Annotated in this window: 25 protein-coding genes; 8 read left to right on the top strand and 17 right to left on the bottom strand. The window is 73.0% G+C overall.

From position 1 onward, the window contains the following. Positions 1-84: 84 nt before the first annotated feature. The 14 genes from ABD352_RS47520 to ABD352_RS47455 all read right to left on the bottom strand — a co-directional run bounded on the left by ABD352_RS47520 (position 85) and on the right by ABD352_RS47455 (position 14,758). Positions 85-717, bottom strand: a complete 633-nt coding sequence (locus ABD352_RS47520; RefSeq protein ID WP_344619231.1) for a nucleoside/nucleotide kinase family protein — start codon at positions 715-717, stop codon at positions 85-87. Continuing rightward, positions 714-1,220 carry an FxsA family protein gene (locus tag ABD352_RS47515; protein WP_344619230.1) on the bottom strand — a complete coding sequence of 169 codons (507 nt, stop codon included), beginning with the start codon at positions 1,218-1,220 and terminating at the stop codon, positions 714-716. Before ABD352_RS47515 ends, ABD352_RS47520 begins: the two co-directional genes overlap by 4 nt. Positions 1,221-1,233: 13 nt before the next feature. Next, positions 1,234-2,043: a polyprenol monophosphomannose synthase gene (locus tag ABD352_RS47510; RefSeq protein ID WP_425553941.1), complete on the bottom strand. Its 810-nt coding sequence runs from the start codon at positions 2,041-2,043 to the stop codon at positions 1,234-1,236. Then, a complete protein-coding gene (gene lnt, locus ABD352_RS47505) occupies positions 1,998-3,635 on the bottom strand; it encodes an apolipoprotein N-acyltransferase (RefSeq protein WP_425553937.1) in 1,638 nt (545 codons plus the stop codon). Before lnt ends, ABD352_RS47510 begins: the two co-directional genes overlap by 46 nt. Before the next feature lie 517 nt (positions 3,636-4,152). Continuing rightward, entirely contained in the window at positions 4,153-5,412 is a 1,260-nt protein-coding gene (locus tag ABD352_RS47500; protein ID WP_344619228.1) for a glutamate mutase L, read from the bottom strand. A 124-nt stretch (positions 5,413-5,536) separates the two neighbouring features. Then, positions 5,537-5,914, bottom strand: coding sequence for a 3-aminobutyryl-CoA ammonia lyase (gene kal / locus ABD352_RS47495; RefSeq protein ID WP_486303856.1), 378 nt, complete (start codon positions 5,912-5,914; stop codon positions 5,537-5,539). Continuing rightward, positions 5,911-6,651 (bottom strand): lysine 5,6-aminomutase subunit beta, encoded by a 741-nt coding sequence (gene kamE / locus ABD352_RS47490; protein ID WP_344619227.1) that lies wholly within the window; start codon positions 6,649-6,651, stop codon positions 5,911-5,913. The genes kal and kamE overlap by 4 nt, the downstream gene beginning before the upstream one ends. Beyond that, a complete protein-coding gene (gene kamD, locus ABD352_RS47485; RefSeq protein WP_344619226.1) occupies positions 6,648-8,204 on the bottom strand; it encodes a lysine 5,6-aminomutase subunit alpha in 1,557 nt (518 codons plus the stop codon). Before kamD ends, kamE begins: the two co-directional genes overlap by 4 nt. Before the next feature lie 136 nt (positions 8,205-8,340). Beyond that, positions 8,341-9,846 (bottom strand): amidohydrolase, encoded by a 1,506-nt coding sequence (locus ABD352_RS47480; protein ID WP_344619225.1) that lies wholly within the window; start codon positions 9,844-9,846, stop codon positions 8,341-8,343. Continuing rightward, on the bottom strand, positions 9,843-10,880 hold the full coding sequence (gene kdd / locus ABD352_RS47475) for an L-erythro-3,5-diaminohexanoate dehydrogenase (RefSeq protein WP_344619224.1): 1,038 nt from the start codon (positions 10,878-10,880) through the stop codon (positions 9,843-9,845). Before kdd ends, ABD352_RS47480 begins: the two co-directional genes overlap by 4 nt. A 75-nt stretch (positions 10,881-10,955) precedes the next feature. Then, positions 10,956-11,537: a GTP-binding protein gene (locus ABD352_RS47470; RefSeq protein WP_344619223.1), complete on the bottom strand. Its 582-nt coding sequence runs from the start codon at positions 11,535-11,537 to the stop codon at positions 10,956-10,958. Continuing rightward, positions 11,518-11,904, bottom strand: a complete 387-nt coding sequence (locus ABD352_RS47465) for a DUF742 domain-containing protein (RefSeq protein WP_344619337.1) — start codon at positions 11,902-11,904, stop codon at positions 11,518-11,520. The genes ABD352_RS47470 and ABD352_RS47465 overlap by 20 nt, the downstream gene beginning before the upstream one ends. Positions 11,905-12,032: 128 nt before the next feature. Beyond that, on the bottom strand, positions 12,033-12,446 hold the full coding sequence (locus tag ABD352_RS47460) for a roadblock/LC7 domain-containing protein (protein WP_344619222.1): 414 nt from the start codon (positions 12,444-12,446) through the stop codon (positions 12,033-12,035). Continuing rightward, positions 12,443-14,758 (bottom strand): nitrate- and nitrite sensing domain-containing protein, encoded by a 2,316-nt coding sequence (locus ABD352_RS47455; RefSeq protein WP_344619221.1) that lies wholly within the window; start codon positions 14,756-14,758, stop codon positions 12,443-12,445. The genes ABD352_RS47460 and ABD352_RS47455 overlap by 4 nt, the downstream gene beginning before the upstream one ends. Before the next feature lie 236 nt (positions 14,759-14,994). On the opposite strand from ABD352_RS47455, the gene ABD352_RS47450 reads away from it, so the two are divergent. From ABD352_RS47450 to ABD352_RS47440, 3 genes are all read left to right on the top strand, one after another. Beyond that, complete coding sequence (locus tag ABD352_RS47450) at positions 14,995-16,329, top strand: KamA family radical SAM protein (protein WP_344619220.1); 1,335 nt, start codon at positions 14,995-14,997, stop codon at positions 16,327-16,329. Next, entirely contained in the window at positions 16,330-16,731 is a 402-nt protein-coding gene (locus tag ABD352_RS47445; RefSeq protein WP_344619219.1) for a hypothetical protein, read from the top strand. It begins immediately after the preceding gene. A gap of 405 nt (positions 16,732-17,136) precedes the next feature. Continuing rightward, complete coding sequence (locus tag ABD352_RS47440; protein WP_344619218.1) at positions 17,137-17,430, top strand: hypothetical protein; 294 nt, start codon at positions 17,137-17,139, stop codon at positions 17,428-17,430. Between the two features lie 100 nt (positions 17,431-17,530). Here ABD352_RS47440 and ABD352_RS47435 read toward each other — a convergent pair whose 3' ends face one another. From ABD352_RS47435 to ABD352_RS47425, 3 genes are all read right to left on the bottom strand, one after another. Then, a complete protein-coding gene (locus tag ABD352_RS47435; RefSeq protein WP_344619217.1) occupies positions 17,531-17,857 on the bottom strand; it encodes a hypothetical protein in 327 nt (108 codons plus the stop codon). 350 nt (positions 17,858-18,207) lie between these two features. Then, entirely contained in the window at positions 18,208-19,734 is a 1,527-nt protein-coding gene (locus ABD352_RS47430) for an outer membrane protein assembly factor BamB family protein (RefSeq protein WP_344619216.1), read from the bottom strand. A gap of 32 nt (positions 19,735-19,766) precedes the next feature. Then, complete coding sequence (locus tag ABD352_RS47425) at positions 19,767-20,462, bottom strand: M15 family metallopeptidase (RefSeq protein ID WP_344619215.1); 696 nt, start codon at positions 20,460-20,462, stop codon at positions 19,767-19,769. 67 nt (positions 20,463-20,529) lie between these two features. Between ABD352_RS47425 and ABD352_RS47420 the strand changes: the two genes are divergently transcribed. The 5 genes from ABD352_RS47420 to ABD352_RS47400 all read left to right on the top strand — a co-directional run bounded on the left by ABD352_RS47420 (position 20,530) and on the right by ABD352_RS47400 (position 25,804). Further along, positions 20,530-21,216, top strand: coding sequence for a L,D-transpeptidase family protein (locus tag ABD352_RS47420; RefSeq protein ID WP_344619214.1), 687 nt, complete (start codon positions 20,530-20,532; stop codon positions 21,214-21,216). A 135-nt stretch (positions 21,217-21,351) separates the two neighbouring features. Further along, positions 21,352-22,437, top strand: a complete 1,086-nt coding sequence (locus ABD352_RS47415; protein WP_344619213.1) for a sugar ABC transporter substrate-binding protein — start codon at positions 21,352-21,354, stop codon at positions 22,435-22,437. Positions 22,438-22,490: 53 nt separating this feature from the next. Then, on the top strand, positions 22,491-23,264 hold the full coding sequence (locus tag ABD352_RS47410; RefSeq protein ID WP_344619212.1) for an ATP-binding cassette domain-containing protein: 774 nt from the start codon (positions 22,491-22,493) through the stop codon (positions 23,262-23,264). 46 nt (positions 23,265-23,310) lie between these two features. Beyond that, on the top strand, positions 23,311-24,570 hold the full coding sequence (locus ABD352_RS47405) for a sugar ABC transporter permease (protein WP_425553935.1): 1,260 nt from the start codon (positions 23,311-23,313) through the stop codon (positions 24,568-24,570). Positions 24,571-24,616: 46 nt separating this feature from the next. Continuing rightward, complete coding sequence (locus ABD352_RS47400; RefSeq protein WP_344619211.1) at positions 24,617-25,804, top strand: ROK family protein; 1,188 nt, start codon at positions 24,617-24,619, stop codon at positions 25,802-25,804. Positions 25,805-25,823 lie beyond the last annotated feature (19 nt).

Raw genomic sequence — 25,823 nt, 5'->3', positions numbered from 1 at the left:
CGTCCGCGCACAGCCGAACCAGCAGCTCACGGCCCGCGAACCGCCCGCCGGCCCCCGCCGGAGGCCGCGACGAACCCCGGGCGGTCAGCCGACCTCGACCACGCGCGCCGGGTGGCGGGGGTCGTCGGCCCGCACGACGACGTCGGCCTGGTACTCGGGCATGACCTCGGACCGGTACCGCTCGAACGCCGGCAGCGTCCACGCAAGCGTTGGATCGACCCGCCGGGCCAGGGCGGCGTCGCTCTGCATGAGGTGCACGGCGAGGTCGAACTTGAGTCCCGCCCCGAGCAGGAACACCCCGGACACCACGACCACCCCGTGCGCCGGCACCTGCACGTAGCCGGCCCGGGTGGCCCGGTCGGTCCGCGGGTCCCACAGCGATGGCAGCACCCGCCCGCCGCCGCCGGGCCCGGCCGGGCCGAGCACCTCCCGGGTGAGGCCACGCAGGTCGAGCCAGTCCTCGTAGTACGCGTCGGGGTTGGTCCGGCCCCGCTCCAGCCGCAGGGACGCGGCGCGCAGGAACCCGTCGGCGGGCACGTGCAGCACGAACAGGCCGGCATCGCGCAGTACCGCCACAGTGGCCTCGGCAAGGTCGGCGGTCCCGGCGGTGGGTGCGCCGTCCACGGCGACCCGCGCCGGGTGGCCCAGCGCGAGGGTGGCGGCCCGGTCGGCGAGGTCGCGGGCGAGGGCGTCGACGGTGACGGGCTCGGCCCTCACCGGGGGTCGATGACCTCTCCCTCGACGATCTCACCCTCGACGACCTCGCCGTCCGCGGAACCGGAGTCGGGGGCGGGGGCGGCCCGGTCGGCGCGCACGACCCGCGGGCCGAAGAGGTCCCCGGCGGCGGCCGGGGAGATGCGCCGCTCGGCGACGCCGCGGACCTGCCGGCCGGCGAGGGTCCGCACGGGCGGGACGAGCAGCAGCAGCCCGGCGGCGGCGGTGAGGAACCCGGGGACGACGAGCAGCAGTGCGCCGAGCAGGCCGGTGAGGCCGTCGGACACCTCGCCGCCGGCGGGCCGGCCCTGGTTCACGGCGTCGCGGAAGCGCCGCCAGGCCCGCACGCCCTCCCGCTTGAGCAGCATCGCCCCGATGAACATGGTGGCGAGGCCGAGCAGGACCGCCCAGCCCCAGCCGATGGCGTGCGCGACGAGCACGAACACCACGACCTCGGCGATCACCAGGACGAACCCGCCGACCGCGGCCCAGCCGACCCCACGCATGCCTAACTCCCCTTTATCGAGCCGGACCGTTCCCGGCGACCGCGCGTTTCAGCGCGACCCACCGGGCGGAGGTCCCCCACAGCGTCACCTTCCACAGTGCCTCGCGAACGATGCTGGAGCTCATCTTCGACTGGCCCCGTTCGCGTTCGGTGAACGTGATCGGCACCTCAGCGACCCGGAAGCCTTCCCGGTGGGCGCGCCAGGCGAGGTCGACCTGGAAGCAGTAGCCGTGCGACGCGATCGTGTCGAGCTCGAGCTTGCCGAGCACCGGGGTGCGGTACGCCCGGTAGCCGCCGGTCGCGTCGCGCAGTGGCATGCCGAGGGCGAGGCGCACGTACAGGTTGCCGATGCGGGAGATCGCCTGCCGGTGCGCGGGCCAGTTGACGGTCCGGCCGCCCTTGACGTAGCGGGAGCCGAGGACCACGTCGGCGCCGGCGAGGGCGTCGAGCAGCTTCGGCAGTTCCTCGGGGGCGTGGGAGCCGTCGGCGTCCATCTCGACGACGGCGTCGTAGCCCTGCTCGGTGCCCCACCCGAACCCGGCGATGTAGGCGGCGCCGAGGCCCTGCTTGCCGGGCCGGTGCAGCACGTGTACGGCAGGATCTCCCGCGGCGAGCTCGTCGGCGATGGCGCCGGTGCCGTCGGGGCTGTTGTCGTCGGCGACGAGGATGTCCACGTCCGGCGTGGCGGTGCGGACCCGTTCGACGATGATCCGGATGTTGTCGGCCTCGTTGTACGTCGGGATGATCACGAGCACCGTGCCGACCCCGGGATAACCGCTCACGACTCCTCCTCGACGACGGGACGGCGGCGGCGCCGCACCCAGGTGGCGGCGGCGAGCCCGGCGACGGCCAGGCCGGTGAGCACGTACTCGGGGACCGCGCCGAGCCTCGTGGCAAGCGTACGTCGGTTCGACAGGTGGAGCTCGGCCAGGACGACGGCGGGGGTGTTGAACTGCGTCTCGCCGGAGGTCGCGCCGGTGGGGTACGCGAACGCGGAGATGCCGACGGTGGAGGCCATCAACGCGTCCCGGCCGTGTTCGACGGCGCGCAGCCGCACCATGGCCAGCTGCTGGCGGGCCTCGGCCTCGTCGAAGGTGGCGTTGTTCGTCTGCACGGCGATCAGCTGCCCGCCGCCGTCGACGGTGTCGCGGACGATGTCGTCGTAGGCGACCTCGAAGCAGATGACGTCGCCGACGGTGGCGGGGCCGACGCTCAGGACGCCGGGGCGGGAGCCGGCGGTCATGTCGGTGACCCGGTCGACCTCCTTAGACACCAGCCGGGCGATGGAGCGCAGCGGCATCGTCTCGGCGAACGGCACCGGGTGGCGCTTGACGTACTTCTGGACCGGGTCGCCGAGCTCGCGGCCCGGGTTGAACACGAGCCCGGCGTTCTCGACGCCCGTCTCGGGGCTGTACAGCACGGCGCCGACGAGGATCGGGGCGCCGACGGCGTCGGCGGCGCGGTCGATGAGCTGCCCGGCGTCGGGGTTGCGCAGCGGGTCGATGTCGCTGGCGTTCTCGGGCCACACGACGAGGTCGGGGCGGCGGGCGGTGCCGGCCTTGACCCGGTCGCCGAGGGCGATGGTGGCGTTGACGTGGTTGTCGAGCACGGCGCGGCGCTGGGCGTTGAAGTCGAGGCCGAGGCGGGGCACGTTGCCCTGCACGACGGCGATGTACACGGCCTTGCCGGCGGGTTTGGCGAGGGGCACGAGCTGCGCGAGCCCGGCGACGGCGAGGGCGGCGACGACCGCGGTGAGCGGTGGCACGGCCCGCCGCGGGTCGGGGCCCACGCCGGCGCCGCGCAGCACCGCGTACCCGAGCAGCGCCCCGATGAGGGTGACGGCGAACGTGACGAGCGGTGCCCCGCCGGCCGCGGCGAGGCGCAGCAGCGGCGACGTGTCCTGGCTGAACGCGACCCGGCCCCACGGGAACCCGCCGAACGGGGTGCGGGAGCGCAGCCATTCCTGCCCGGTCCACAGGGCGGCGACGGCGACCGGCCACGCCCACCCGCCGGCGTTGCAGCGCAGGTCCCGCCGGTCGAGCAGGGGGCTGAGCCACGCGCCGGCGGCGCCGAGCAGACCCAGGTACAGCGCTTCCATGACCGACAGCAGCAGCCACGGCACGGCGCCGGTGTGCAGGTTGGTCCAGGACAGCAGCGGGGTGAAGAACAGCAGCCCGGTGACGAACCCGAGGCCGAGGCCGGCGCGCAGGCGGCGGCGGTGCACGGCGAGGGCGAGCAGCGCGACGGCGATCGGGGCGGCCCACCACAGCCCGTACGGCGGGAACGCGGCGAGCATCGCGCCGCCGGCCGCGGCGGCGGTGAGCAGCGCCGCCCACAGCGGCAGTGGCCGCGGCTGGCCGGGTTGTGCGCTGGGGGCCGCGGGAGCGGCCGGGGTCTGCGTGTCGACCAACGTCACCTTCGCCGTCCCGGGGGGTGTCAGACGTTTCCGTGGGGGGTGCGGCGCCAATTATGCGGCCCGAACCTCCGAAACGCTGAAATGGGGGCGCGACCGAGGTCGCGCCCCGCGCTCCCAGGCCCATGTCCGGCCGGTGCGGCAGTGACGTTCATGCGCGGCCTTCGTTCCGGCGCGGCGCGGGCTGGCTGCCCGGGGCGTGCCGTTGTCTACTGGTCGCGTGATCCCCCCTGCCCTGACACCGGTGGATGCCGCGTCCACGGCCCCCGCCGACCCCCGCCGCCTCGCACGGGGCCGCCCCGTCGGTTGACGATGAGCGTCCGGCCAGCCGGCGTTGGGGAGTAGCGGACCGCGGTCACCCTTCCCGAAGTAGGACGCAAAGACGGTACGCGCAGCCGACGGGTCGATGTCAACCGCCTCGCGGGATGTAATTCGCCGGGGCGGCGTGTCGGCCGGGCGTGTCGGTCCCGGTTCACCCGCACGCTCACGATCAGCGATGATCCGACTACAGGCCGTACGGTCACGGTCCGTGTTGGCGGCCTGGTTCCGCCGCCGTTTCACCCCCGGACGTCACCCGTTCGCCCAGCTGTTCACACAGCCGGGCCGCGGCCTGCGGATGGTCGGCGGCGAGCAGGCCCGCGGCGGCGAGGACGTACGCGGCGTCAACGGCGACGCGGGGCCCGCGGGGCAACGCCCACCCACCGGCGTGGTCGCGCAGGATCGCCTCGACGGCGGCCGCTGCGGCGTGGCGTTCAGCATGCCGGAACACACCCCCGGACGCCACGACCGACACGACGTGTCGCAGGTCCCGTCCCGCCCTGGTGTGACGGCGCACGGCGATCGTGGCCGCGGCCCCGGCGAGGCCCAGCGGCCCACCGGCGACCGGGACGCGTTCCCGGGCGGCGGCGGCCTCGATCCCGGCGACGTTCCACCGCACGCCGAGGTCACCCTCGACGGTCCGGGCGTGCCACAGCACCCCGGCGACCGCGTGGGGCGGCGCCTCCCGCGGCTGCAGCGCGCTGTACACGTCGGTGGTGGCCCCGCCGACGTCGACGACGAGCAGGTCCCCGCCGGTCCGCGCGGCGAGGACCCCGACACCGGTCAGGACCGCGTCCGGGGTGGCCGCCGACACCATCCGCGCGAACCGCGGCCCCTTCGACAGCCGTTTCCCGCCGATGACGTGCCGGATGAACAGGTCCCGGATCGCGGCCCGGGCCGGCCCGGCGTCGACGACGCCGATGCGGGGCAGCACGTTGCCGGTGGCCACGACCGGCAGGTCGTGCCGGGCGAGGGCGGCGAGGACGTCGTCACGGGCGTCGGCGTTGCCGGCGACGACGACGGGGACCCGCCACCGGGCCGCGGCGAGCCGGCGGGCGTTGTGCACGATGGTGTCGCCGTCGCCGCCGTCGGTGCCGCCGACGAGGAGCACGACGTCGGGCCGGTCGGCGCGCACGTCCCGCACCTGCCCGGCGGTGAGATGCCCGGCGGCGACGTGCACGACGCGGGCGCCGGCGGACAGGGCGACCCGGTGCCCGGCGTCGGCGGAGACGAGGGGCTCGTAGCCGATGACGGCGAGCCGCAGCCCGCCACCGGCGGAGGAGCAGCAGTAGACGTGCTCGACGGGCCCGGCCGCGGCCAGCAGCGCGTCGACGCCGTCGAGGACGTCCCCGCCGAGGGTGGTGGGCGTGGCCGCGGTCGCGACCAGCTCGCCGGTGCCGGTGTCGACGACGGCGAGCTTGGTGTCGGTCGACCCGACGTCCAGACACGCGGCGAGCGTCACGGGACCACCCCAGATGGCTCCGGTCCGTGCGACCAGGGCCCCGTAGCTCCCGTCAGACACCGGTCGGCCCCGGGGGGCCTCCCTGCCGGCTCCGCGGTGCCAAGAACAGACCCGCCGGGGCCGATCATGGGACGACGACGGTGCCGGTGGCGGACACCGCGAGCAGCGGCGGGTCGAGGACGGCGGCGGCGGACGGCCCCCGGCCGGGCTCGGCGCGGCAGGTGACGTGGCAGGTGAAGTCGACGGTGCGGCTGCGGTTGCCCTGCCGGGTCACGGTCGCGGTGACCTCGACGACGTCACCGGCGTGGACCGGGGCGTGGAACGTGACCGTGCCGTACCCGGCGAACAGCCCCTCGTCGCCGTCGGTGCGGATGCACAGCTCGGTCGCGGCGTCGCCGAACAGGGCGAGGCTGTAGGCGCCGTCGACGAGGTTCCCGCCGTAGTGGGCGTGCGCGTACGGCACGTACCTGCGGTGCACGACCGTCACCCCGACGTGGCTCACCGGGCACCGGCCAGGGCGTGCGCCAGGTACGAGGCGACCTCCCGCGGGGTGGTGCCCCGGCCGAAGATCCGGTCGACGCCGAGCTCGGCGGCCATGAGCTCGTCGAACCGCGGCCCGCCGACGACCAGCAGCGGCCGGCGGGCCGGCGGGAACGCCTCCCGGAACGCGGCCGACATGGCGCGGGTGTTGTGCAGGTGGGCGTCCTTCTGCGTGACGACCTGGGACACGAGCACGGCGTCGGCCTTCTCGGTGGTGGCGGCGGCGACGAGATCGGCGACACCGACCTGGGCGCCGAGGTTCACGACCCGGATCTCCCGGTAGTACTCGAGGCCCTTCTCCCCGGCGATGCCCTTGACGTTGAGGATCGCGTCGATCCCGACGGTGTGGGCGTCGGTGCCGATGCAGGCCCCGACGACGACGAGCTTGCGCCGCAGCCGGGCCCGGACGGCGGCGTTGACGTCCTTCGGCGACAGCAGCGGGTAGTCCCGCTCGGCGACGACGACCTTGCCCGGTTCGACGAGGTGGTTGACCCGCCCGTACACCACGTAGAACGTGTGCTGCTCGCCGATTCCCCGGGCGTGCACGACCATCGCCGGGTCGATGCCCATCTTCCCGGCCAGCTGCAGCGCGGCGCCCTCGCCGCGTTTCCCGGCCGGCAGCGGCAGCGTGAACGACACCTGGACCATCCCGTCGCCGGTCGTGTCCCCGTAGGGCCGGATCACCGGTGCGCTGGTCATCGTTCCTCCTTCGTCAGCAGCTGCTCGGCGGGGTTGAAGTAGCCGGGTTCGCGGCGGGCGACACCGTCGAGGCCGCGGCCGCGGTCGGCGGGCCGCCGCATGATCCCGAACGTGCCGTCGGCGATCGCCTCGAACAGCCCCTCGGCGGCGATCCGCTCGAGCAGGCCGACCGCTTCACGCAGTACGAGTGCGGCCCGGTCCTTGATGAACGGGCCCGGGGTGAAGTCTTCGTGCAGGTTGCCCGCGGCCCGCAGCACGTAGTGGACGTTCTGCAGGGCGATGTCCCGGTCGGACAGCCACGGGGTGACGACCGCCTCGGTCATCATGCCGACGAGCAGGATGCCCTGCCCGGTCAGCGCCCCGGCGAGGTTGAAGAACCCGTCCAGGAGGTTGCCGCGGAACACGTCGCCGGTCATGTGCCGCGTCGGCGGCATCCACTTCAGCGGGGCGCCGGGGAACAGTTCCCGGGCCAGCAGGGCGTGGGAGAGCTCCAGCCGGAACGACTCCGGCAGGTCAGGGTTGATCTCGAACGCGTGGCCGAGCCCCAGCTGCCACGTCTGCAGCCCCGCCTCCGTGGCGAAGTACTCGTTGAGCAGCTGCGACACGGTGACGGTGTGCGCGGCGTCGACGGCGTCGGCGGTCGTGAGGTAGTTGTCCTCGCCGGTGTTGATGATGATCCCGGCCCGGGCGTGGATCTGCCGGGAGAACCGCTGGTCGACGAACGTGCGGATCGGGTTGATGTCGCGGAACAGGATGCCGTACATCGAGTCGTTGAGCATCATGTCGAGCCGTTCGAGCCCGGCCAGCGCCGCGATCTCCGGCATGCACAGCCCCGACGCGTAGTTCGTGAGCCGGATGTACCGCCCGACCTCCTTCGACGTCGCGTCGAGCGCGGCCCGCATCAGCCGGAAGTTCTCCTGCGTCGCGTACGTCCCCGCGAACCCCTCCCGGGTCGCGCCCTCCGGCACGTAGTCCAGCAGCGACTGCCCCGTGGACCGGATGACCGCGATCACGTCCGCCCCGGCCCGCGCCGCCGCCTGGGCCTGCGGGATGTCCTCGTAGATGTCGCCGGTCGCGACGATCAGGTAGATCCACGGCCGCTGCGCCGGGTCGCCGTGCCGGGCGACGAGCCGTTCCCGTTCCCGGCGCCGCCGGTCGATCCGGGCGACCCCCCGGGCCACGGCCGCCGTCGCCGACCGGCGCACCCGCCCGTCCCGGCCCGGGCGCGGCACGTCGAAATGCACGCTGCCGGCCGCCGCCTTCTGCGCCAGCAGCGTCAGGTCGGCGTGCCCGTCACGGATCAGCGCGTCGTAGACGGGCAGCAGCACCCCGTGGCCGAGACCGACGTCGGCGGCGACGGCGTCGACGAGCCGGTTCACCCACGGGATCCCGTCCGGGTCGGCGCCGCCGATCCCGGCCAGGCGCAGCGTGGCCCGCTCCACGGAGGCGGTGGTGTGCGTCCTGGCCAGCTCGACGACGGGCCGGCCGGCGGCCTCGGCGAGCCGCCTGGCCTTGGCGACCGTGCGCCGGTCGAGTCCGAGTTTCCCGCTCACGTCGTCGCCTCCGCTCCGCTGCGGCGACGACGTGCACAACTGTGCCCATGGTGAGCGGCCCCTCCGCTCCGCTTCGGACCGCTCACGTCGTCGCCTCCGCTCCGCTCCGGACCGCTCACAGCGCCGCCTCCGGAGTTCATGTCGTGGTGTGGATGGTCCGCCCGCGCAGGACGGTCCGGCGGGCGGCGGGGCTGTCGTCGCCGTCGAGGACCGCGGCGACGGGGCCGGTGGTGTCCCAGACGGTGAACGTCGCGGAGCCGCCCGGGTTGAGGACGCCTTCGTCGTCGAGGCGGGCGGCGCGCCACCCGCCGCGGGTGTGCGCGGCGAACGCGGCCTTGCCGCCGATGCGCTGCGCCGGGTTGTGGTGGCGCATCGCGGCCCGGCAGCTGCCCCACGGGTCCAGCGGCGTCACCGGGCTGTCGGACCCGAACGCCAGCGTCACCCCGACCCCGGCGAGGGCCGCGAACGGGTTCGCGGCGAGGGCCCGGGCCGGGCCGAGACGGGTGGCGTACATGCCGTGCTCGCCGCCCCACAGCCGGTCGAACGCGGGCTGGACGGACGCGACGATGCCGTACTCGACGAACCTGGCGATGGCGGCCTTGTCGAGCAGCTCGGCGTGTTCGACGCGGTGCCGGCCGTCGCGGATCGCGTCGACACCGACGATCTCGGCGGCGCCGGCGAAGCCCTGCAGGACGGTGCCGATGGCGTGGTCGCCGATGGCGTGGAAGCCGCCCTGCACGCCGTGCCGGGCGCAGCCGACGAGGTGGTCGGTGACCTGCCGCGCGGTGAGGTAGCCGTGGCCGCAGGAGCCGGGCTCGTCGCGGTAGGCGTCGCCGAGGTGGGCGGTGCGGGCGCCGAGGGCCCCGTCGGCGTACAGGTCCCCGGCGGCGCCGGCGGCGCCGAGCTCCCGGGCCTTCGCCGCGGCGCCGGCCTCGCCCCACAGGCCGATGACGAGGGGATGGTCGGGGCCGTGGCCGAGGGCGGCGGTGAAGTCGGCCTCGCCGGACGTGCCGGGCCCGCCGCACTCGTGGACGCAGGCGATCCCGAGCGCCGCGGCGTGGCGCAGGGCGGCCCGCTGCGCGGCGTGGACCTGCGCGGCGGTGATCGACGCGTACGCGGCCTCCCGCACGACGTGGTGGGCGTCGCGGCGCAGCCAGCCGCCGTCGTCGTAGCCGGGCGCGGCCTTCGCCTCCGCGGTCAGCAGCGCGGTGGAGACGAGCGCGGCGTGCACACACGTCCGGGACAGGTACACGGCCCGGCCGCCGCCGGCCCGGTCCAGCTCCGCCGCGCTCGGCGTGGCCGGGTCGGCCCACGCGGACTCGTCCCAGCCGTGGCCGATGACGACCGCGTCGGCGGGCAGCCCCGCGGCGTGGGCGGCGACGGCGTCCAGGACGTCCCGGGCGCCGCGGGCGGCGGCGAGGTCGAGGCCCTGCAGGGTCAGCCCGGTCGCGGTGGTGTGCACGTGCGCGTCGACGAACGCCGGCGTGACCAGGGCCCCGCCGAGCTCGACGGTCCGGTCGGCGCCGGTGGGGGCGTCGGCGTCGGGCCCGACCCAGGTGATGCGGTCGCCGTCGGTGAGCAGCGCGGTGGCGGAGGGGTCGGCCGGGGTGTGGACGCGGCCACCGCGGTAGAGGGTCTTCATGGCGCCCAGTCTGCCAACCGGTGCCCGAGCCGTGCTGTGAACAGGTCCCGCAGCGCCGTGTCGGATCGCAGCAGCGACAGTGCGTAGTCGGCGTGTCCCGGCACGTAGCCGTTGCCGATGAGCATCGTCACGTCCGCGGCGAGGCCCTCCGCCCCGAGCGCGGCGGCCGGGAACGACGTGGCCATGGAGAAGAACACGACCGTACCGCCCGCGGCGGTGGCCAGGATCGCGGCGTGCTCGCAGCCGGGCACGTCGACACACACCACGGTCAGGTCGCCCGGCCCGCCGGCGGCGTCGAGGGCGGCGGCGAGCCCGACGGCGTCGCGGGCGTCGGCGACGACCACGTGCTCGGCCAGGCCGGTGCCCTCCAGGCGGGCCCGTTCGGCGTCGTCGCGCACGACCCCGACCCGGGTCGTGCCCCGCGCCGCGGCCAGGGCGAGGCTCCCGGACTTCCCGGCCGCGCCGAGGACCACGACCCGGCCGGCGGGCCGCTGCCGCAGGCACCGCGCGACGAGGGCCGGCGCCCCGCACACGTCCAGCACCGCGAGCGCCAGCTGCGGGTCGAGGTCGGCGGGCAGGACCGCGGCGACCGACCGGGCGAACAGGATCGCGTGCCCGGCGCACGGCACCTGTTCGCTGCGCCCGTCCCAGTCCTGCAGCCCGTCGCTGATGTGCAGCGGCGTCAGGGTGAGGGAGACGAGGGTCGCGACCCGGTCCCCGGCCCGCAGCCCCAGCGGCGAGGCGGGCCCGGCCTCCTCGACGGTGCCGATGAGCATCCCGCCGGAGCCGGTGACCGGGTTGTGCATCTTCCCGCGGCTGCGCACGATCTCCAGGACCGCGGCCCGGATCCGCTCGCCGTCGCCGCCGTGCTCCTCGGCCAGCTGCCGGTAGCTGGCCGCGTCCAGGTTGAGCCGCTGCACGGCGACCCGGACCTCGTCGGGACGGATCGCCGGGGACGGGTCGAGGCGCAGCGCCGCCTGTGGCAGCACCCCGGCCGGCGCCACCACCCGGTGCAACCCGATCGGCGAACTCATTTCCCGCACCCGCCCAACTATGCCGAAGATTTTCCGGCAGAGTAACGCTAGTACAGGATATCTTTCAAGCGTCGGCTAGCGGGACCCCGAACCCGACAACGTCAGCACATGCTCCACCAGACCGATCAGCACCGCCTTCGACGACTCCCGGTCCCGCGCGTCACACAACAACAACGGCACATGCCCATCCAGATCCAGCGCCTCCCGCACCTCCCCCTCCGAATACGTCACCGCATCGTCGAAACAGTTCACCGCCACCACGAACGGCGTACCCCGCCGCTCGAAGTAGTCGATCGACGGGAAGCAGTCCGCCAGCCGCCGCGTATCCGCCAGCACCACCGCACCCAGCGCACCCAGCGCCAGCTCGTCCCACAGGAACCAGAACCGGTCCTGCCCCGGCGTGCCGAACAGGTACAACACGATCTCCGACCCGATCGTGATCCGCCCGAAGTCCATCGCCACCGTCGTGGTCGACTTCCGCTCCACCCCGGTCAGATCATCCGTGCCGATCCCCGCCGCCGTCAGCGACTCCTCCGTCTGCAACGGCCGGATCTCGCTCACCGCCCCCACCAGCGTCGTCTTCCCCGCCCCGAACCCACCCGCGACCAGAATCTTGATCGCGGTCGGCACAGGCCGCTCAGAGCGCCCGGAGTCCATTGATCACCGCCTTCAACACGCTCTCACTCGGCAGCCCACCCGTCGCCTGCGGCTGGTACAACTCGATCAACCCCTGCCCCAGCAGATCACCCAGCAGCACCCGCACCACCCCGAGGGCCAGGTCCAGATGCGACGCCAGCTCCGCCACCGCCAGAGGCTCCCGCGCATACGCCAGGATCGCCCGATGCTCCGGCTGCAGCCCGTACCCGACCCCCGACAGGGCCGCCCGGTTCGCCACCACCATCGCCACCACGTCGAACCTGTCCGACGCCGGCACGACCCGCCCGCCCGTCATCGCATACGGACGCACCACCGGACCCGCATCCCGGTCCACCCACGCATAGTCCGTCCACGGCTCCGCCCGCAGATCCTCCCGCGGCGGCTCCGGCCACACATGCACCGGCGGCTCCGGCTCGTACCCGGCCGGCACGTACTCGTAGTTGCCCGGCTCATACCCGTCCCAGCTCCCGGCCGCATGCCGGCCCGGCGGATCCGTCACTGCCCACCCGCCCCACGCGCCGACGTCGACAGGTTCTCCCCGACCCGCTGCACCAGCATCGCCATCTCATACGCGATCAACCCGATGTCCGCATCCGCATCCGCCAGCACCGCAAGGCACGCACCCCGCCCCGCCGCCGTCACGAACAGAAACGCCGACTCCATCTCGATGATCGTCTGCCGGACCGCGCCGCCACCGAAATGCCGCCCAGCCCCCCGCGCCAGACTCTGGAACCCCGCCGCGACCGCCGACAGATGCTCGGCATCCTCCTGCGACAAGCCCCTCGACGCGCCCATCATCAGCCCGTCCACCGACAGCACCACCGACCGCTGCACCGACGGCACCCGGTTCACCAGGTCATCCAGCAGCCAGTTCAGGCCCGAGTTACTGCCCTGCGCCGGCGCCGTCATCGCTGACCCCCGTCCACACCGTCACCGTCAGCCGGCTGCGACGCGTGCCGGCCCCTCGCCGTACCCGCCTGGAACGACGACATCATCCGCCGCAACTGCTCCGGCGACCGCGTCGTCGTCGGCTCGTCGTCCTCATCCACCCCGGCCGACGCCGTCGACTGCTCCGTCTGCAACTGCGGCGCCAGGCTCTGCTGCCGCACCCGCTTCGGCAACCCGCCGCGCGCCGGCCCCGGCCCCTCCCGCTCGGCCATCTCCGACCGCTCCACCGGCGGCCGCGGCACCTCCCGGCGCGGCTGCGCCTCCGGCACCACCGACAACGCCGGCCGCCCCTGCGGCACCTCCTGCCGCGCCTCAGGCCGCACTTCCCGCGAAACCGACCCCGGCAGCCACGAGAACGGCTCCGCCGCCACCATCGGCAGCTCATGCGTGCTCCGCAACTCCTGCGCCGCCCCCGCCGGCAACACCGACGACTGCGCCACCACCAGATCCATCGGCAGCAACGCCACCGCCGTCACACCCCCGTACGGCGACGGCCGCAGCATCACCTTCACCCGGTGCCGCGCCGCCAGCTGCGCCACCACGAACAACCCCAGCCGCGCACTGTTCGCCGGGTCGAAGTCCGGCGGCTCCGCCAGCCGCCGGTTCGCCTCCTCGACCGCCTCCACCGTCATCCCCAGACCCCGGTCCTCGATCTCCACCACGAACCCGTTCGGCACCGACTGCCCCGTCACCTGCACCCGCGTGTGCGGCGGCGAGTACGCCGTCGCGTTCTCCAGCAGCTCCGCCAGCAGATGAATCACGTCACCGACCGCCCGGCCCACCACCGCACCCTCACCGACCTGCAACACCTGCACCCGCGCGTAGTCCTCCACCTCCGACACCGCGCCCCGCACCACGTCGATCACCGGCACCGGGTTACGCCAGCCCCGCCCCGGCGTCGACCCCGCCAGGATCACCAGGTCCTCCGCGTGCCGGCGCATCCGCGTCGCCAGATGGTCGACCCGGAACAGATCCGCCAGGTCGTCCGGCTCACTCGTACGCCGCTCCATCCCGTCCAGCAGCTGCAGCTGCCGGTGCAGCAGCGTCTGGCTGCGCCGCGCGATGTTCAGGAACACCTCGTTCATCCCCTGCCGCACCGACGCCTCATCCACCGCCGAGGCCACCGCCGTGCGCTGCACCGAGTTGAACGCCTCCGCCACCTGCCCGATCTCGTCCGACCCCAGCCGCAGCGGCGGCGCCTCCGCCGCCACATCCACCGCCGTGCCCTTGCGCAGCCGCGACACCACCGACGGCAGCCGCTGCTCGGCCAGCTCCCGCGCCGCCACCCGCAGCCCGTCCAGGCGCCGCGCCACCGACCGGCCCGTCCGCACCGACAGCAGCACCGACGCCACCACCGCCAGCAGACCCACCACACCGGCCACGACCAGCTGCAGCACGATACGGTCCGACGCCTCCGACGCGTGCCGCACGTTCACCTTCTGCACACTGGAACGGAACTGCGCCAGCTGCGCGTTCACCGGGTCGAACGCGGCCCGCCACTGCGCCAGCTCCACCCCCGACGACTTACCCGGCGTCGCGGCCATCAGCCGGTTCTCGACATCCTGCAGCGCCTTCATCTGCGCCCCCGCCGCCAGCTGCCGGTACTGCACCTGCTGCTCCGCCCGCAGCTGCGTCGACGCGTACGGCAGGATCAGCCGCGACTGCCCGACCAGCGTCACCAGCTGCGCGAAGTCCTCGACCGTGTAGTCGCCCTCGGTGGTGAAGTCACCGACGAGCGTGTCCTCCTCCGACAGCAGCTCCCGGGCCATCGACAGCACGAACGCGCCCCGCGCCTCCTGCGCCACCTCGGAGTCGGCGTGGTTCGCCGCCGCCTCGAACAACCCGTACGTCGTCATGATGACCTGGTTGAACCCGTTTCGGGCGCCGTCCGGCTCACCACCGGCGTCGGCCGCCTGCCGGATGCCCGCCACCCCGTCCAGCGCCTTGTACGTCGTGTCCAGTGCCAGGACCAGCTCGTCCGACGCCACGTCCTTCGCCGGCCCGCTCGACGACAGCCGCCGGAACGCCGCGATCGCCTCGTCGGACTTCTTCCGCGCGTCCAGCATCACCTGCTGCCCGCTCTTGCGCCCCGACGACAGGTAGGCGCCCGTCAGCTGCCGCTCGGACTGCAGCGCCACCACCATCGCCTCGCCCGGCTCCCCGACCCGGTCGGCGATCGTCGCCGCGCCCCGCAGGTCGAGCGCGGACGGCAGCGTGAGACTCACCGCGAACAGCCACAGCGCCACGAGCATGACCAGCGGCACGGTCATCATCGCGGTGATTTTGGCTCGGACGGACCAGCGATTCTTCATCGGACCTCGGGTGCGCAAAGGGTGCGGGCAGGTTCCCGATCACCGTATGCAGCCGAAGATCACCCGACGTCCGCCCGCGAGCCGCCAATCTCGACCCAACCAGACGACAGACAGTAGATCTTCCGTCCCTGCTCTCGTGCGGAGGAAGATTTCCGGCTAAGCTCCCGTTAAGACGGAAACTTTAGGGGAGCGCCCGCATGCAGCCATACGTCTACCAGCGCCACGCACTCGAAGAACCCGACTGGCGCCGCTTCCCCGGCTGGACCGGCGTCACCCGCGACCAGTGGGAAAACGCACAATGGCAACGCGCCCACTGCGTCAAGACCATCGCCCAGCTACGCACCGTGCTCGGCGACACCGTCACCGACGCCTTCTACGACGACCTCGCCGCCGACCAGGCCCACCACGCCACCATGTCCATGCTCATCCCACCCCAGATGATCAACACCATGGTCCCCGGCGCACCCCCCACCGACGACACCCTCCGCACCGACCCCATCCGCCGCTACATGCTCCCCATCGCCAGCGACCGCCTCCCCGACTGGCCCTCACACCCCTACGCCACCCGCGACTCCCTCCACGAACACGACATGTGGGTCGCCGAAGGACTCACCCACCGCTACCCCACCAAAGTCCTCGCCGAACTCCTCGCCACCTGCCCCCAGTACTGCGGCCACTGCACCCGCATGGACCTCGTCGGCAACAACACCCCCACCGTCACCAAACTCAAGCTCGCCCACAAACCCGCCGACCGCCACACCGCCATCCTCGACTACCTGCGCACCCACCCCGGCGTCCGCGACGTCGTCGTCTCCGGCGGAGACGTCGCCAACCTCCCCTGGCACCAGCTCGAGTCATTCCTCATGCAGCTGCTCGCCATCGACACCATCCGCGACATCCGCCTCGCCACCAAAGCCCTCGCCGGGCTCCCCCAGCACTGGCTGCAACCCAGCCTCGTCGAAGGCCTCGAACGCGTCGCCCGCACCGCCGCCCGCCGCGGCGTCAACCTCGCCATCCACACCCACGTCAACCACGCCCAGTCCCTCACACCACTCGTCGCCAAAGCCGCCCACACCGCCCTCGAAGTCGGCGTCCGCGACGTACGCAACCAGGGCGTCCTCCTGCGCGGCGTCAACGCCACCTCCGCCGACCTACTCGACCTCTGCTTCGCCCTGCAAGGCGAGGCCGGCATCCTGCCGTACTACTTCTACATGTGCGACATGATCCCCAACGCCGAACACTGGCGCGTCGCCGTCTGGCAGGCCCAGCAGCTCCAGCACGACATCATGGGCTACCTGCCCGGCTACGCCACCCCCCGCATCGTCTGCGACGTCCCCTACGTCGGCAAACGCTGGGTCCACATGGTCACCGAGTACGACCGCGAACGCGGCATCTCCTACTGGACCAAGAACTACCGCACCAGCATCGAAGACGACGCCACCGAGCTCGACCGCACCTACCCCTACTACGACCCCATCGACACTCTGCCCAAAACCGGCGCCGACTGGTGGCGAAAAGAGCACGCTGAGTAGGTGCGCCGCACCATCCTCCGCCTGCTCGGCATCGCCCTCGCCGCCGCGGCGCTCATCACGTACGTCAACTGGTCCGGCAGCCGCGACGCCGCCCGCTTCGACCCCGCCGCCCAGCTGCACTGCGGCCACGGCACCGAGATCGCCGGCGCGGCCGCCACCGCGCCGCCCACCACCCGCGAGACGCGCAGCCCCGACCAGATCGCCGCCACCTGGGCCAGGTCCCGGTCACCGGCCCTGCTCGCCGGGCAGCGCCACCTCTTCGACAGCACCGACCGCGTCGACATCGGCTTCGACCACAAGGCCCAGACCGTCGCCGTGCTCACCTTCCGCGCCGACAAGACCCTCGGCTGGCACCTCTCCGCGGTCGTGGCGTGCCAATCCGCCACCCCCGGCCCGAGCTAGCCCGGCGGCGCGAACCCAAAAAAGGCAAGTCGGCCGCGCAGCGGCCTTGATGTTCTTTTCAGGCGTGGCGAAGCCACGTCGCGTATCGCTTCCTAGGATGCTAGGACATGACCATTGGGCACTAATTGGGGGCCCGGCCGGCCCGATCCCGATCGGTCATCACGCGGTGACTGGCCGCCCCCTACGATTTCGTTGACCTCCAGCCGATGGGGTGGCATGCGCAGGCAGCTACTCGCCGCTGCGGCCGCCCTGACCATGGGTTGCGGCCTGGTCCACGGGGGACCGCGGACCGCGGCGTCTCCGCACGCCCCGCCGTGCCCCGGGGGGCACGGCACGACCGTGCGACTCGGGGCCCCGAGGGGCAGGGCGCACCGGCCGTGGCCATGTTCCACACCGAGGGGCCCCGTGTACCTGCGCGCCACCGGCTTCCAGGGCCTCAGCATCCTCGACCCGCACCTGCCGCGGCAGACGCAGCTGTCGATCGGCGACCCGGGCGCGCTGCCGTCGTACAACCCGGACGCCTTCGCCCTGCAGCCGTTCCGCGCGCAGCTGGATGCCCGCGACGGACACTGGGGCCGGGCCGAGCTGCCGGCCGGCGACTACTGGCTGGTGACAAGCAACTACGCCGACATCGAACTGCTCAGCTGCACCGAGGGCGCCGACGGCGGCAGCCCCGCCGTCCGCCCCAGCCTGTCCTGACGGCAACGGCCCAGGCCAACACCTTCTCCTGGCCACCTCCTGGCCGCGCAGCGCAGTGAGCCATTGCCGCCGCCCGTACGCCCGCGCAGCGGCGCCGTCGTCACCCACGGTATGCGGGCCGCAACCAGGTGCCCACCCCACGCGTCGGCATGGGCCGCGGTGGCGCTCGCGGGCCCTGCTCCGCCACCCGGCCGCGGTGGCGCTCGCGGGCCCAATGCAGCACCGCCGGGCACTGCTCCGTCACCCGCTGTATGTACACCGCCACGGCGAGGTTCTCCGCGGCGGCGGCGAGGGCCTCGATGCCGGGGCCAGGGTTGCCCGGCACCAGCCAGCAGCACGAGCCCGCCGAGCAGCAGCGCGGTCCCCCGTGGACCAGGCCGCAACCCATGGCCAGGGCGGCCGCAGCGGCGAGTAGCTGCCTGCGCATGCCACCCCATCCCCCTCGCCCGGCGGGGAGCCATCGCCGGCCCGCTTCCGCGCTTCGCGCGAGCCTGGGCAGGCACGACCGGTCGGTCGGCAACAACGCGGCTGGCAGCACCACGGCCGGCAAGTCCGGCCTCCCGCGGGCCGCAACCCAGCCCGGCGGCGCGAAACCCGAAAAAGGCAAAGCGGCCGCGCAGCGGCCTATTGGTCTTTACAGGCGTGGCGGAGCCACGTCCCCTAAGCCATCCTAGGATACTAGGAACAGTCATCCACGCCGGCACCGCCAGCGCATCGCCGGCCCGCTTCCGCGCTTCGCGCGAGCCTGGGCGGGCACGACCGGGCGACCGGGCAGCGTCAGGCCGTCGTCAGGGCGTGGATGGCGCCCGCGCGGGTGCCGAAGTACAGGCTGCCCTTCCACACCGCCGGTGTCGCCTCGATGCAGCCGCCGATCTTCATCTCCCACAGCAGCTTCGGGTCGGTGTGGGTGTCGGCCACGTCGTAGGCGTGCATCGTGCCGGCGCAGTCGCCGATGAACAGGGTGTCGTCGACGACGACCGGCGACTGCCAGGTTTCCCCGCCGGGCAGGTGGAAGCGCCACCGCACCTCGCCGCTGGCCCGGTCGATGCCGAGCACGTCCCCGCCGGTCGTGTCGTAGATGGCGATGTCGCGGTACAGCGCCGGGGTCCCCCAGATGCCCGCCGGCCGCGTTGCCTGGTCCTTCACCGACCACACCACCGGGTTGTCCGGCTTGGACGGGTCGAGCTTGAGCATCTGCCCGACCTCGCGGGAGCGGGCGTTGCCCTTCTCGAACTCCGAGCCGACGTACAGGTAGCCGTCGGCGTCGACGACCACGGAGGCGTCGGTGTCGTCGCCGGTCCAGAAGCGGAACGTCCGCGTCGGCGCCCGGCCCGCCTTCAGCCCCGACAGGTCCCAGCCCTGGACCAGGCCGCCGGAGTTGGCGAAGTACACCGTGTCCTTGAAGACCGCGACCGAGTTCTCGATCGACACGTTGGTGTCGCCGAAGTCCTTGAGCTGCTGCTCGTCCCAGCCGGGCGTGTGGAACACCAGCTGCGGGTTCACGGTCACCTTGCCGTCCGGGCCGTAGCCGCGGTTGAGCTTCACGATGTGGAACTGGCTGTTCTCCCCGCCCTCGAGCAGGTAGTCGTCGATGATGAGGCCCGAGCCGTCCCAGTCGTCGTTCCACAGCGTCGGCTTCACCGCGTCCGCCGAGAGCTTCCACAGCTCCGTCGGCACGCCGCGGTCCAGGGCGATGACCCGGTAGTAGTTGTCGCGGGAGCCGGAGTACAGCAGCGGGAACCCGTCCGGGTCGACCGTGACGCTGCCCTTGATGATGTCGCCGGTCTTGAAGTCGGGAAGGATCCGCTCGCCGGTCACCGCGTCCAGGAAGTGGATGCTGCGGTCGTAGGCGCCGAACACCACCCAGGTGCGCCCGTCTCGCTCGAAGACGGCCGGCTGCCCGGTCCAGCCGCTGCCGCACCACTCGCGGGTCTCGCCCTTGTCGCTGGACATCGCGCACAGCCCGCCCGAGCGCGGGAACTGCCACTTCTCCACCGGCATCGTCCTGGGCACCGGGCCCTGGCCGTAGTACGTGCGGGTCGGGTTGCCGCGGAACGTCAGCAGGCCCTGGACCTTCGTGCCGTACGGCTTACCCACCAGCTTCGGGTCGGACCAGCCGGTGAACGGCGGCGGCTCCGGCGAGGCCGACGCCGGCGGCGGGCCGGACGGGGCCGGGCCGGACGGGGCCGCCGACGGGCCCCTCGTCCCGGCGTTGCGCAGCGCGTATGCGGTCGTCGCGACGCCGCCGACGATGAGCACCAGCATGCCGGCGACGAACAGCCGGAACAGGACCGGACGAGGCATGCGCACAGTATGGGCGCGGCGCACCAGGCCCGTCAGGCGGGCTTCTCGAAGTGTTGGTAGTCGGTGCCGGAGCGCCAGGACCCGCCCCACGCGAAGCCCTCGGCGGCGAACGCCCGCACCGTCGCGTCGCCCGCGACGATCATGCCGGGGCGCACGTCGCGGCGGTCCAGATAGGACCGCCCGGCCGGCGGCATGACCTTCCCGCCGGGCAGGTACGGGTTCTCGACCGTGTTGACGTCGATCGCCCGCCCGTACGCATGGTTGGACCAGTGGCTCGTCCCGGGCACGTTGCGGCAGTTGAAGCCCGACGTGTTGTCGGCCGCCATGCTGTCGTCGTCGCTGCCGCCGTACGCCTCGATGAGGTTCATGCCACGGATCGGGAACCGCTGCTCCCGCAGCCGCTGGAACACGCGCAGGGCGGCGTCGGCGATGGCCTTGTGCACGACGAGGCGGCCCGGGCGCAGCACGCCGTCGAAGTCCACATAGGACACGTGGACCAGGCGCAGGTCGTCGAGGCCGACCGGGCACCCGGGCCGCCACGAGACCCCGTTCATCCGGGTGCGCAGCTCGCCTGGCAGCGGTTCGACGAAGTCCTCGGGTGCCTTCGACGCCTCGGGTGTACGTCCTGTGCCCGCGCTGCTCGCCACGGCACTCGGCGACGTCACCGGCGGGGACGCGGCCGGGGCGTTCGCCGTCCCCCCGCAGCCGGTCAGCACGGCCGCCGCCATCAGGAGCGCGAGGCTTTTTGCCGGATTTGTACGAAACCACCCCACCACGCGGTTGATACTAAGGCTCGTGGCGGGTGATCGGCTCCGACGGCGCACGGTGCTGGCCGGGCTGCTGCTGCCGCTGGCCGCGCCCCGCCGCGCCGCGCCGGCACCGGATCCGGGTGTGCTGCGCACGCTGCCGCCGGCCACGGCGCAGGTGCTCATGGTGGTGTCGGACGGGCCGGCGGCCACCACGGCGGCGCTGCAGGCCTACGCCCGCGACGGCTACGGCTGGCAGCGCGCGCTGCCGCCGATGACCACCCGCCTCGGGTCCCGCGGGCTCAGCGCCACCAAGCGCGAGGGCGACCGCACGACGCCGGCGGGGGTGTTCGGGTTCGGCCCGACCGTGTACGGCATCGGGGCCGACCCCGGCGTGCGGTACACCTACCACCACCTCGTCGCCGGGGACTGGTGGAACGAGAACAGCGCCTCGCCCGGGTACAACACGTTCGCCCACGGTACCGACCCGGGCGGGCCGAGCGAGGCGCTGTGGCGGATCAGCCCGCAGTACACCCACTTCGCGGTCGTCCAGTACAACGTGCCCGCCGTGCCGGGCCGGGGCAGCGGCATCTTCCTGCACCAGGCCGGCGCCGGCGCGACCGCGGGCTGCGTGAGCCTGCCGGCCGCCGACCTCGTGACGGTGCTGCGCTGGCTGGAACCGGCAGCATTCCCGCGAATCGTGCTGAGCCCGGCACAATGGCTCGACCGGTACTGATCGCCTGTGCTTTGCGGAATCGTTACGGGCCGCTACCGTGCACCGGGCGGCGCCGCCCTTGTGCTCGGCGATCGGCACGCCATACGTTGCCCGACACAATCACCGCTTGTCACGACGCGGAAAGGACCCGTGCACATGCGCCGAGGGATCCTGTGCCTGCTCGCGGTCGGCGCGCTGGCCGCGTGCGGGCTGACGGCCTGCACGAACGAGGTCGCGGGCAAGGGCGGGCACGGCCGGCCGCGCATCGGGGTCATCCTGCCCGACAGCAAGTCCTCGGCGCGCTGGGAGACCGCCGACCGCAAGTACCTCGCCGCCGCGTTCAAGGCCGCCGGGGTCGACTACGAGATCCAGAACGCGCAGAACGACAAGAGCGCCTTCACCACCCTCGCCGAGCAGATGATCACCCAGGGCGTGGACGTGCTCATGATCGTGAACCTGGACTCCGGCACCGGCAAGGCGGTCCTCGACAAGGCGAAGAACGCCGGCGTGGCCACGATCGACTACGACCGGCTCACGCTGGGCGGTTCCGCGCGGTACTACGTGTCCTTCGACAACACCGCCGTCGGCACCCTGCAGGGTCAGGGCCTGGTCGACTGCCTGAACGCCGCGAAGATCACCAAACCGGTCATCGCGGAGCTCAACGGCGCGCAGACGGACAACAACTCCACGCTGTTCAAGGAGGGCTACGACGCGGTCCTGGCGCCCCACTTCGCCTCCGGCGCGTACGTCAAGGGCCCGGACCAGTGGATCGAGGAGTGGGACAACACCCGGGCCGGGACCACGTTCGAGCAGATGATGACCGCCCAGCCGGGCATCGGCGGCGTGATCGCGGCCAACGACGGGGTGGCCAACGCCGTGATCAACGTGCTCAAGAAGCAGGGCCTCAACGGCCGGATCCCGGTCACCGGGCAGGACGCCACCGCGCAGGGCCTGCAGAACATCCTCAACGGCGACCAGTGCATGACCGTCTACAAGGACGTGCGCCGGGAGGCGGCGGCCGCCGCCAAGCTGGCCATCGGCCTGGCCAAGGGTGAGACGGGCGTCACCGACCACAAGGTGCACGACCCGGTCGGCAAGCGCGACGTCGACTCGATCCTGCTCGATCCCAAGGCCATCACCAGGCAGAACGTCAAGGACGTGATCGACGACGGCTACGTCGCGGCCGACGCGGTGTGCACCGGCGAGTTCGCCGCCAAGTGCGCCGCAGCAGGTATCAAGTAAGGTACCGGATCTCGCCTGGGGATCTCGTCAGCCGGCCGGCATAGAGGAGCATCGTGACCGATACACCCCTGCTGGAGATCCGCGGGCTCAGCAAGAGCTTCGGGCCTGTCCAGGTGTTGCGCGACGTGGACTTCACCGTCCACGCCGGGCAGGTCACCGCCCTGGTCGGCGACAACGGCGCGGGCAAGTCGACCCTGGTCAAGTGCATCGGCGGGATCTACTCGATGGACTCCGGGGAGTACCTGTTCGACGGGCGGCCGGTGTCGGTGCACACCCCGCGCGACGCCGCCGCGCTCGGGGTCGAGATCGTGTACCAGGACCTGGCGCTGTGCGACAACCTCGACATCGTGCAGAACATGTTCCTCGGCCGGGAGATCCGCCGCGGGCTGGTCCTGGACGACATCACCATGGAGCAGCGGGCCGCGGAGACGCTGGCCAGCCTGTCGGTGCGCACGGTGGCGTCGGTGCGCCAGCCGGTGTCGAGCCTGTCCGGCGGGCAGCGGCAGACGGTGGCGATCGCCAAGGCCGTGCTGTGGAACAACCGGATCGTCATCCTCGACGAGCCCAACGCCGCCCTCGGGGTGGCCCAGACCGCGCAGGTCCTCGAGCTGGTCCGGCGGCTGGCCGACAACGGCCTGGCGGTCGTGCTCATCTCGCACAACATGAACGACGTGTTCGCGGTGGCCGACCGCATCGCCGCGCTGTACCTCGGCCAGATGGCCGCCGAGGTCCGCGCCACCGACGTCACCCACTCCCAGGTCGTCGAGCTCATCACCACCGGGCGCAGCGGCGACCTCGGACTGCGCCGACAGGGAGCCGCAGCGTGACCGTCTCAGCCCGCGTCGTCCGCCGGCTTTCGCGAAGGGGAACAGCGTGAGCCTGACGACTTTGCCCAGCCGGGAGACGCTCGAGGAGCGGCGGTCTGCCGGGTTCGGCGCCTACGCCCGCGACTACCTGGCCCGCATCCGCAGCGGCAACATGGGCGCCCTGCCCGCCGTCCTGGGCCTGCTCGCCCTCGTCGTGGCGTTCTCCGTCGCCCGGCCCGAGTTCGTCACCGCCGGCAACCTCGCCAACCTGCTGCACCAGGGCGCCGCCGTCACCGTCATCGCCATGGGCCTCGTCTTCGTGCTGCTGCTGGGCGAGATCGACCTGTCCGCCGGGTTCGCCAGCGGCGTCTGCGCCAGCGTGCTCGCCGTACTGCTGACGAACTTCGGCGTGCCCTGGTACGTGGCCGTCCTCGCCGCGCTGGCGACCGGGGCCGCGATCGGGCTCATCATCGGCATGCTCGTGGCCAAGCTCGGCATCCCGTCCTTCGTCGTCACGCTCGCCGCGTTCCTGGCCTTCCAGGGCGCCGTGCTGCTGCTCATGAAGGGCGGCACGATCGTCGCCGTCGACGACCCCATCATCAAGAAGATCAACTTCGACGGCCGGCTCGCCCCACTGCCGGGCTGGGTGCTCTACGGCGTCACCATCGCCGGGATGCTCGCCCTGCACCTGTGGAAGCGCTACAGCCGGGTCCGCCACGGCCTGGCCGCCGAGCCCCGCAGCGTCATCGCCCTGCGCGTGGTCACCGCCGCCGTACTGCTCGGCGGCGCGGTGTGGACGCTCAACCTGGAGCGCTCCCCGAACGCCGCCATCTCCCAGCGCGGCGTGCCGATGATCGTCCTCGTCGTCGGCGTCCTGCTCGCCCTGTGCACCTTCGTGCTCAACCGCACCGCGTTCGGCCGGCACATCTACGCCGTCGGCGGCAACCGCGAGGCCGCCCGCCGGGCCGGCATCCACGTCGACGCCATCCGCATCGCCGTCTTCGTCATCTGCTCCACCATGGCCGCCGTCGGCGGGATCGTCGCCGCCTCCCGCGACGCCTCCGTCAACCCCAACACCGGCGGCAGCAACGTGCTGCTCTACGCGATGGGCGCCGCGGTCATCGGCGGCACCAGCCTCTTCGGCGGCAAGGGCCGGGTCCTCAACGCGGTCCTCGGCGGTGCCGTCGTCGCCGTCATCGAGAACGGCATGGGCCTCATGAACTACAGCCCCGGCACCAAGTACATCGTCACCGGCGTCGTCCTGCTGCTCGCCGCCGGCATCGACGCGGTGACCCGGCGGCGAGCGGCCCGCGCCGGGCTGCGATGAAGCGCAACGACTAGGCTCATACCGCACCCCCACAAGAAAGCCGAGCATGCGCGTTGGCCCCAGCCAGGAGGAGATCCGCCGGAGCAACCTCGGAGCGCTCCTGCGTTCCGTGCACCTCCACGGCGCCATGTCCCGCGCCGACCTCACGACGAGCCTGGGACTCAACCGCAGCACGATCGGCGCGCTGACCGCCGACCTGTCCGCCGCCGGCCTGGTGAGCGAGGGGGTCCCGCGCGAGCAGCGGGGCCGGGCCGGCCGCCCGTCGCTGGTCGTGCGCCCGGAGTCCGAGAAGGTGTACGTCTACGCCTTCGCCGTCGAGGTGGACCGCATCGTCGCCGCCCGCGTCGGCCTCGGCGGCGTCCTGCTGGACCGCTTCGAGGCCGCCCGCCCCCGCGGCGAGCACGACGCCGCCCACGTGCTCAACCCGATCGCCGACTTCGTGCGCAAGATGCAGGCCACCGCCCCCGCCGGCGCCCGTCTCATCGGCAGCGGCGCCGCCGTTTCCGCCATGGTGCGCCGCGACGACGGATTCGTCCGGCTCGGCCCCCAGCTCGGCTGGGCCGACCAACCCCTCGGCGAGGCCCTGCGCGACCTCATCGGCCCCGGCACCCCCGTCGCCGTGCGCAACAACGCCGACCTGGCCGCCCTGGCCGAACACACCCGGGGCGCCGCCGCCGGCTGCGACAACCTCGTGTACCTCTACGGCGACGCCGGCGTGGGCGGCGGCATCATCGCCGCCGGCCGCCCGGTCACCGGCCACGGCGGCTACGGCGGCGAGGTCGGCCACATGGTCGTCAACCCCAACGGCCGCCCGTGCTCGTGCGGCTCCCACGGCTGCTGGGAGACCGAGATCGGCGAGCACGCCCTGCTCTCCGCCGCCGGCCGCAACCCGACCGCCGGCCGCGACGGCATCCTCACCGTCGTCGACGCCGCCGCCCGCGGCGACAACACCGCCCAGGCCGCCATGCGCCAGGTCGGCGACTGGCTCGGCTTCGGCGTGGCCAACCTGGTGAACATCTTCAACCCGGAGATGGTCATCTTCGGCGGCACCCTCCGCGAGGTGTACCTCGCCTCCGCCGCCCAGGTCCGCAGCCGCCTGAACCGCAACGGGCTGCCGGCCTGCCGCGAGCACGTCCGGCTGCGCACCCCGCAGCTCGGCCAGGACGCGGCACTGCTGGGCGCGGCGGAGCTCGCCTTCGAGCCCCTCTTCGCCGACCCGCTCGACCCGGCCTGACCTCGACGCCCCCACGGCG

This window comes from Dactylosporangium salmoneum, from assembly GCF_039532525.1.
In the GTDB taxonomy this organism is placed as follows: Bacteria; Actinomycetota; Actinomycetes; order Mycobacteriales; family Micromonosporaceae; genus Dactylosporangium; species Dactylosporangium salmoneum.
The sequence above is the reverse complement of the archived record's forward strand: the minus strand, read 5'-3'. Positions and strand labels throughout refer to the sequence as shown.

Coding starts and splice junctions, on each gene's coding strand:
- ABD352_RS47515 (WP_344619230.1), bottom strand. CDS start 1,220: ATGCGTGGGGTCGGCTGGGCCGCGGTCGGCGGGTTCGTCCTGGTGATC.
- kamE (WP_344619227.1), bottom strand. CDS start 6,651: ATGACCAGCGCACCGGTGATCCGGCCCTACGGGGACACGACCGGCGAC.
- ABD352_RS47480 (WP_344619225.1), bottom strand. CDS start 9,846: ATGAAGACCCTCTACCGCGGTGGCCGCGTCCACACCCCGGCCGACCCC.
- kdd (WP_344619224.1), bottom strand. CDS start 10,880: ATGAGTTCGCCGATCGGGTTGCACCGGGTGGTGGCGCCGGCCGGGGTG.
- ABD352_RS47470 (WP_344619223.1), bottom strand. CDS start 11,537: ATGGACTCCGGGCGCTCTGAGCGGCCTGTGCCGACCGCGATCAAGATT.
- ABD352_RS47460 (WP_344619222.1), bottom strand. CDS start 12,446: ATGACGGCGCCGGCGCAGGGCAGTAACTCGGGCCTGAACTGGCTGCTG.
- ABD352_RS47455 (WP_344619221.1), bottom strand. CDS start 14,758: ATGATGACCGTGCCGCTGGTCATGCTCGTGGCGCTGTGGCTGTTCGCG.
- ABD352_RS47450 (WP_344619220.1), top strand. CDS start 14,995: ATGCAGCCATACGTCTACCAGCGCCACGCACTCGAAGAACCCGACTGG.
- ABD352_RS47435 (WP_344619217.1), bottom strand. CDS start 17,857: ATGCGCAGGCAGCTACTCGCCGCTGCGGCCGCCCTGGCCATGGGTTGC.
- ABD352_RS47430 (WP_344619216.1), bottom strand. CDS start 19,734: ATGCCTCGTCCGGTCCTGTTCCGGCTGTTCGTCGCCGGCATGCTGGTG.
- ABD352_RS47425 (WP_344619215.1), bottom strand. CDS start 20,462: ATGGCGGCGGCCGTGCTGACCGGCTGCGGGGGGACGGCGAACGCCCCG.
- ABD352_RS47415 (WP_344619213.1), top strand. CDS start 21,352: ATGCGCCGAGGGATCCTGTGCCTGCTCGCGGTCGGCGCGCTGGCCGCG.
- ABD352_RS47400 (WP_344619211.1), top strand. CDS start 24,617: ATGCGCGTTGGCCCCAGCCAGGAGGAGATCCGCCGGAGCAACCTCGGA.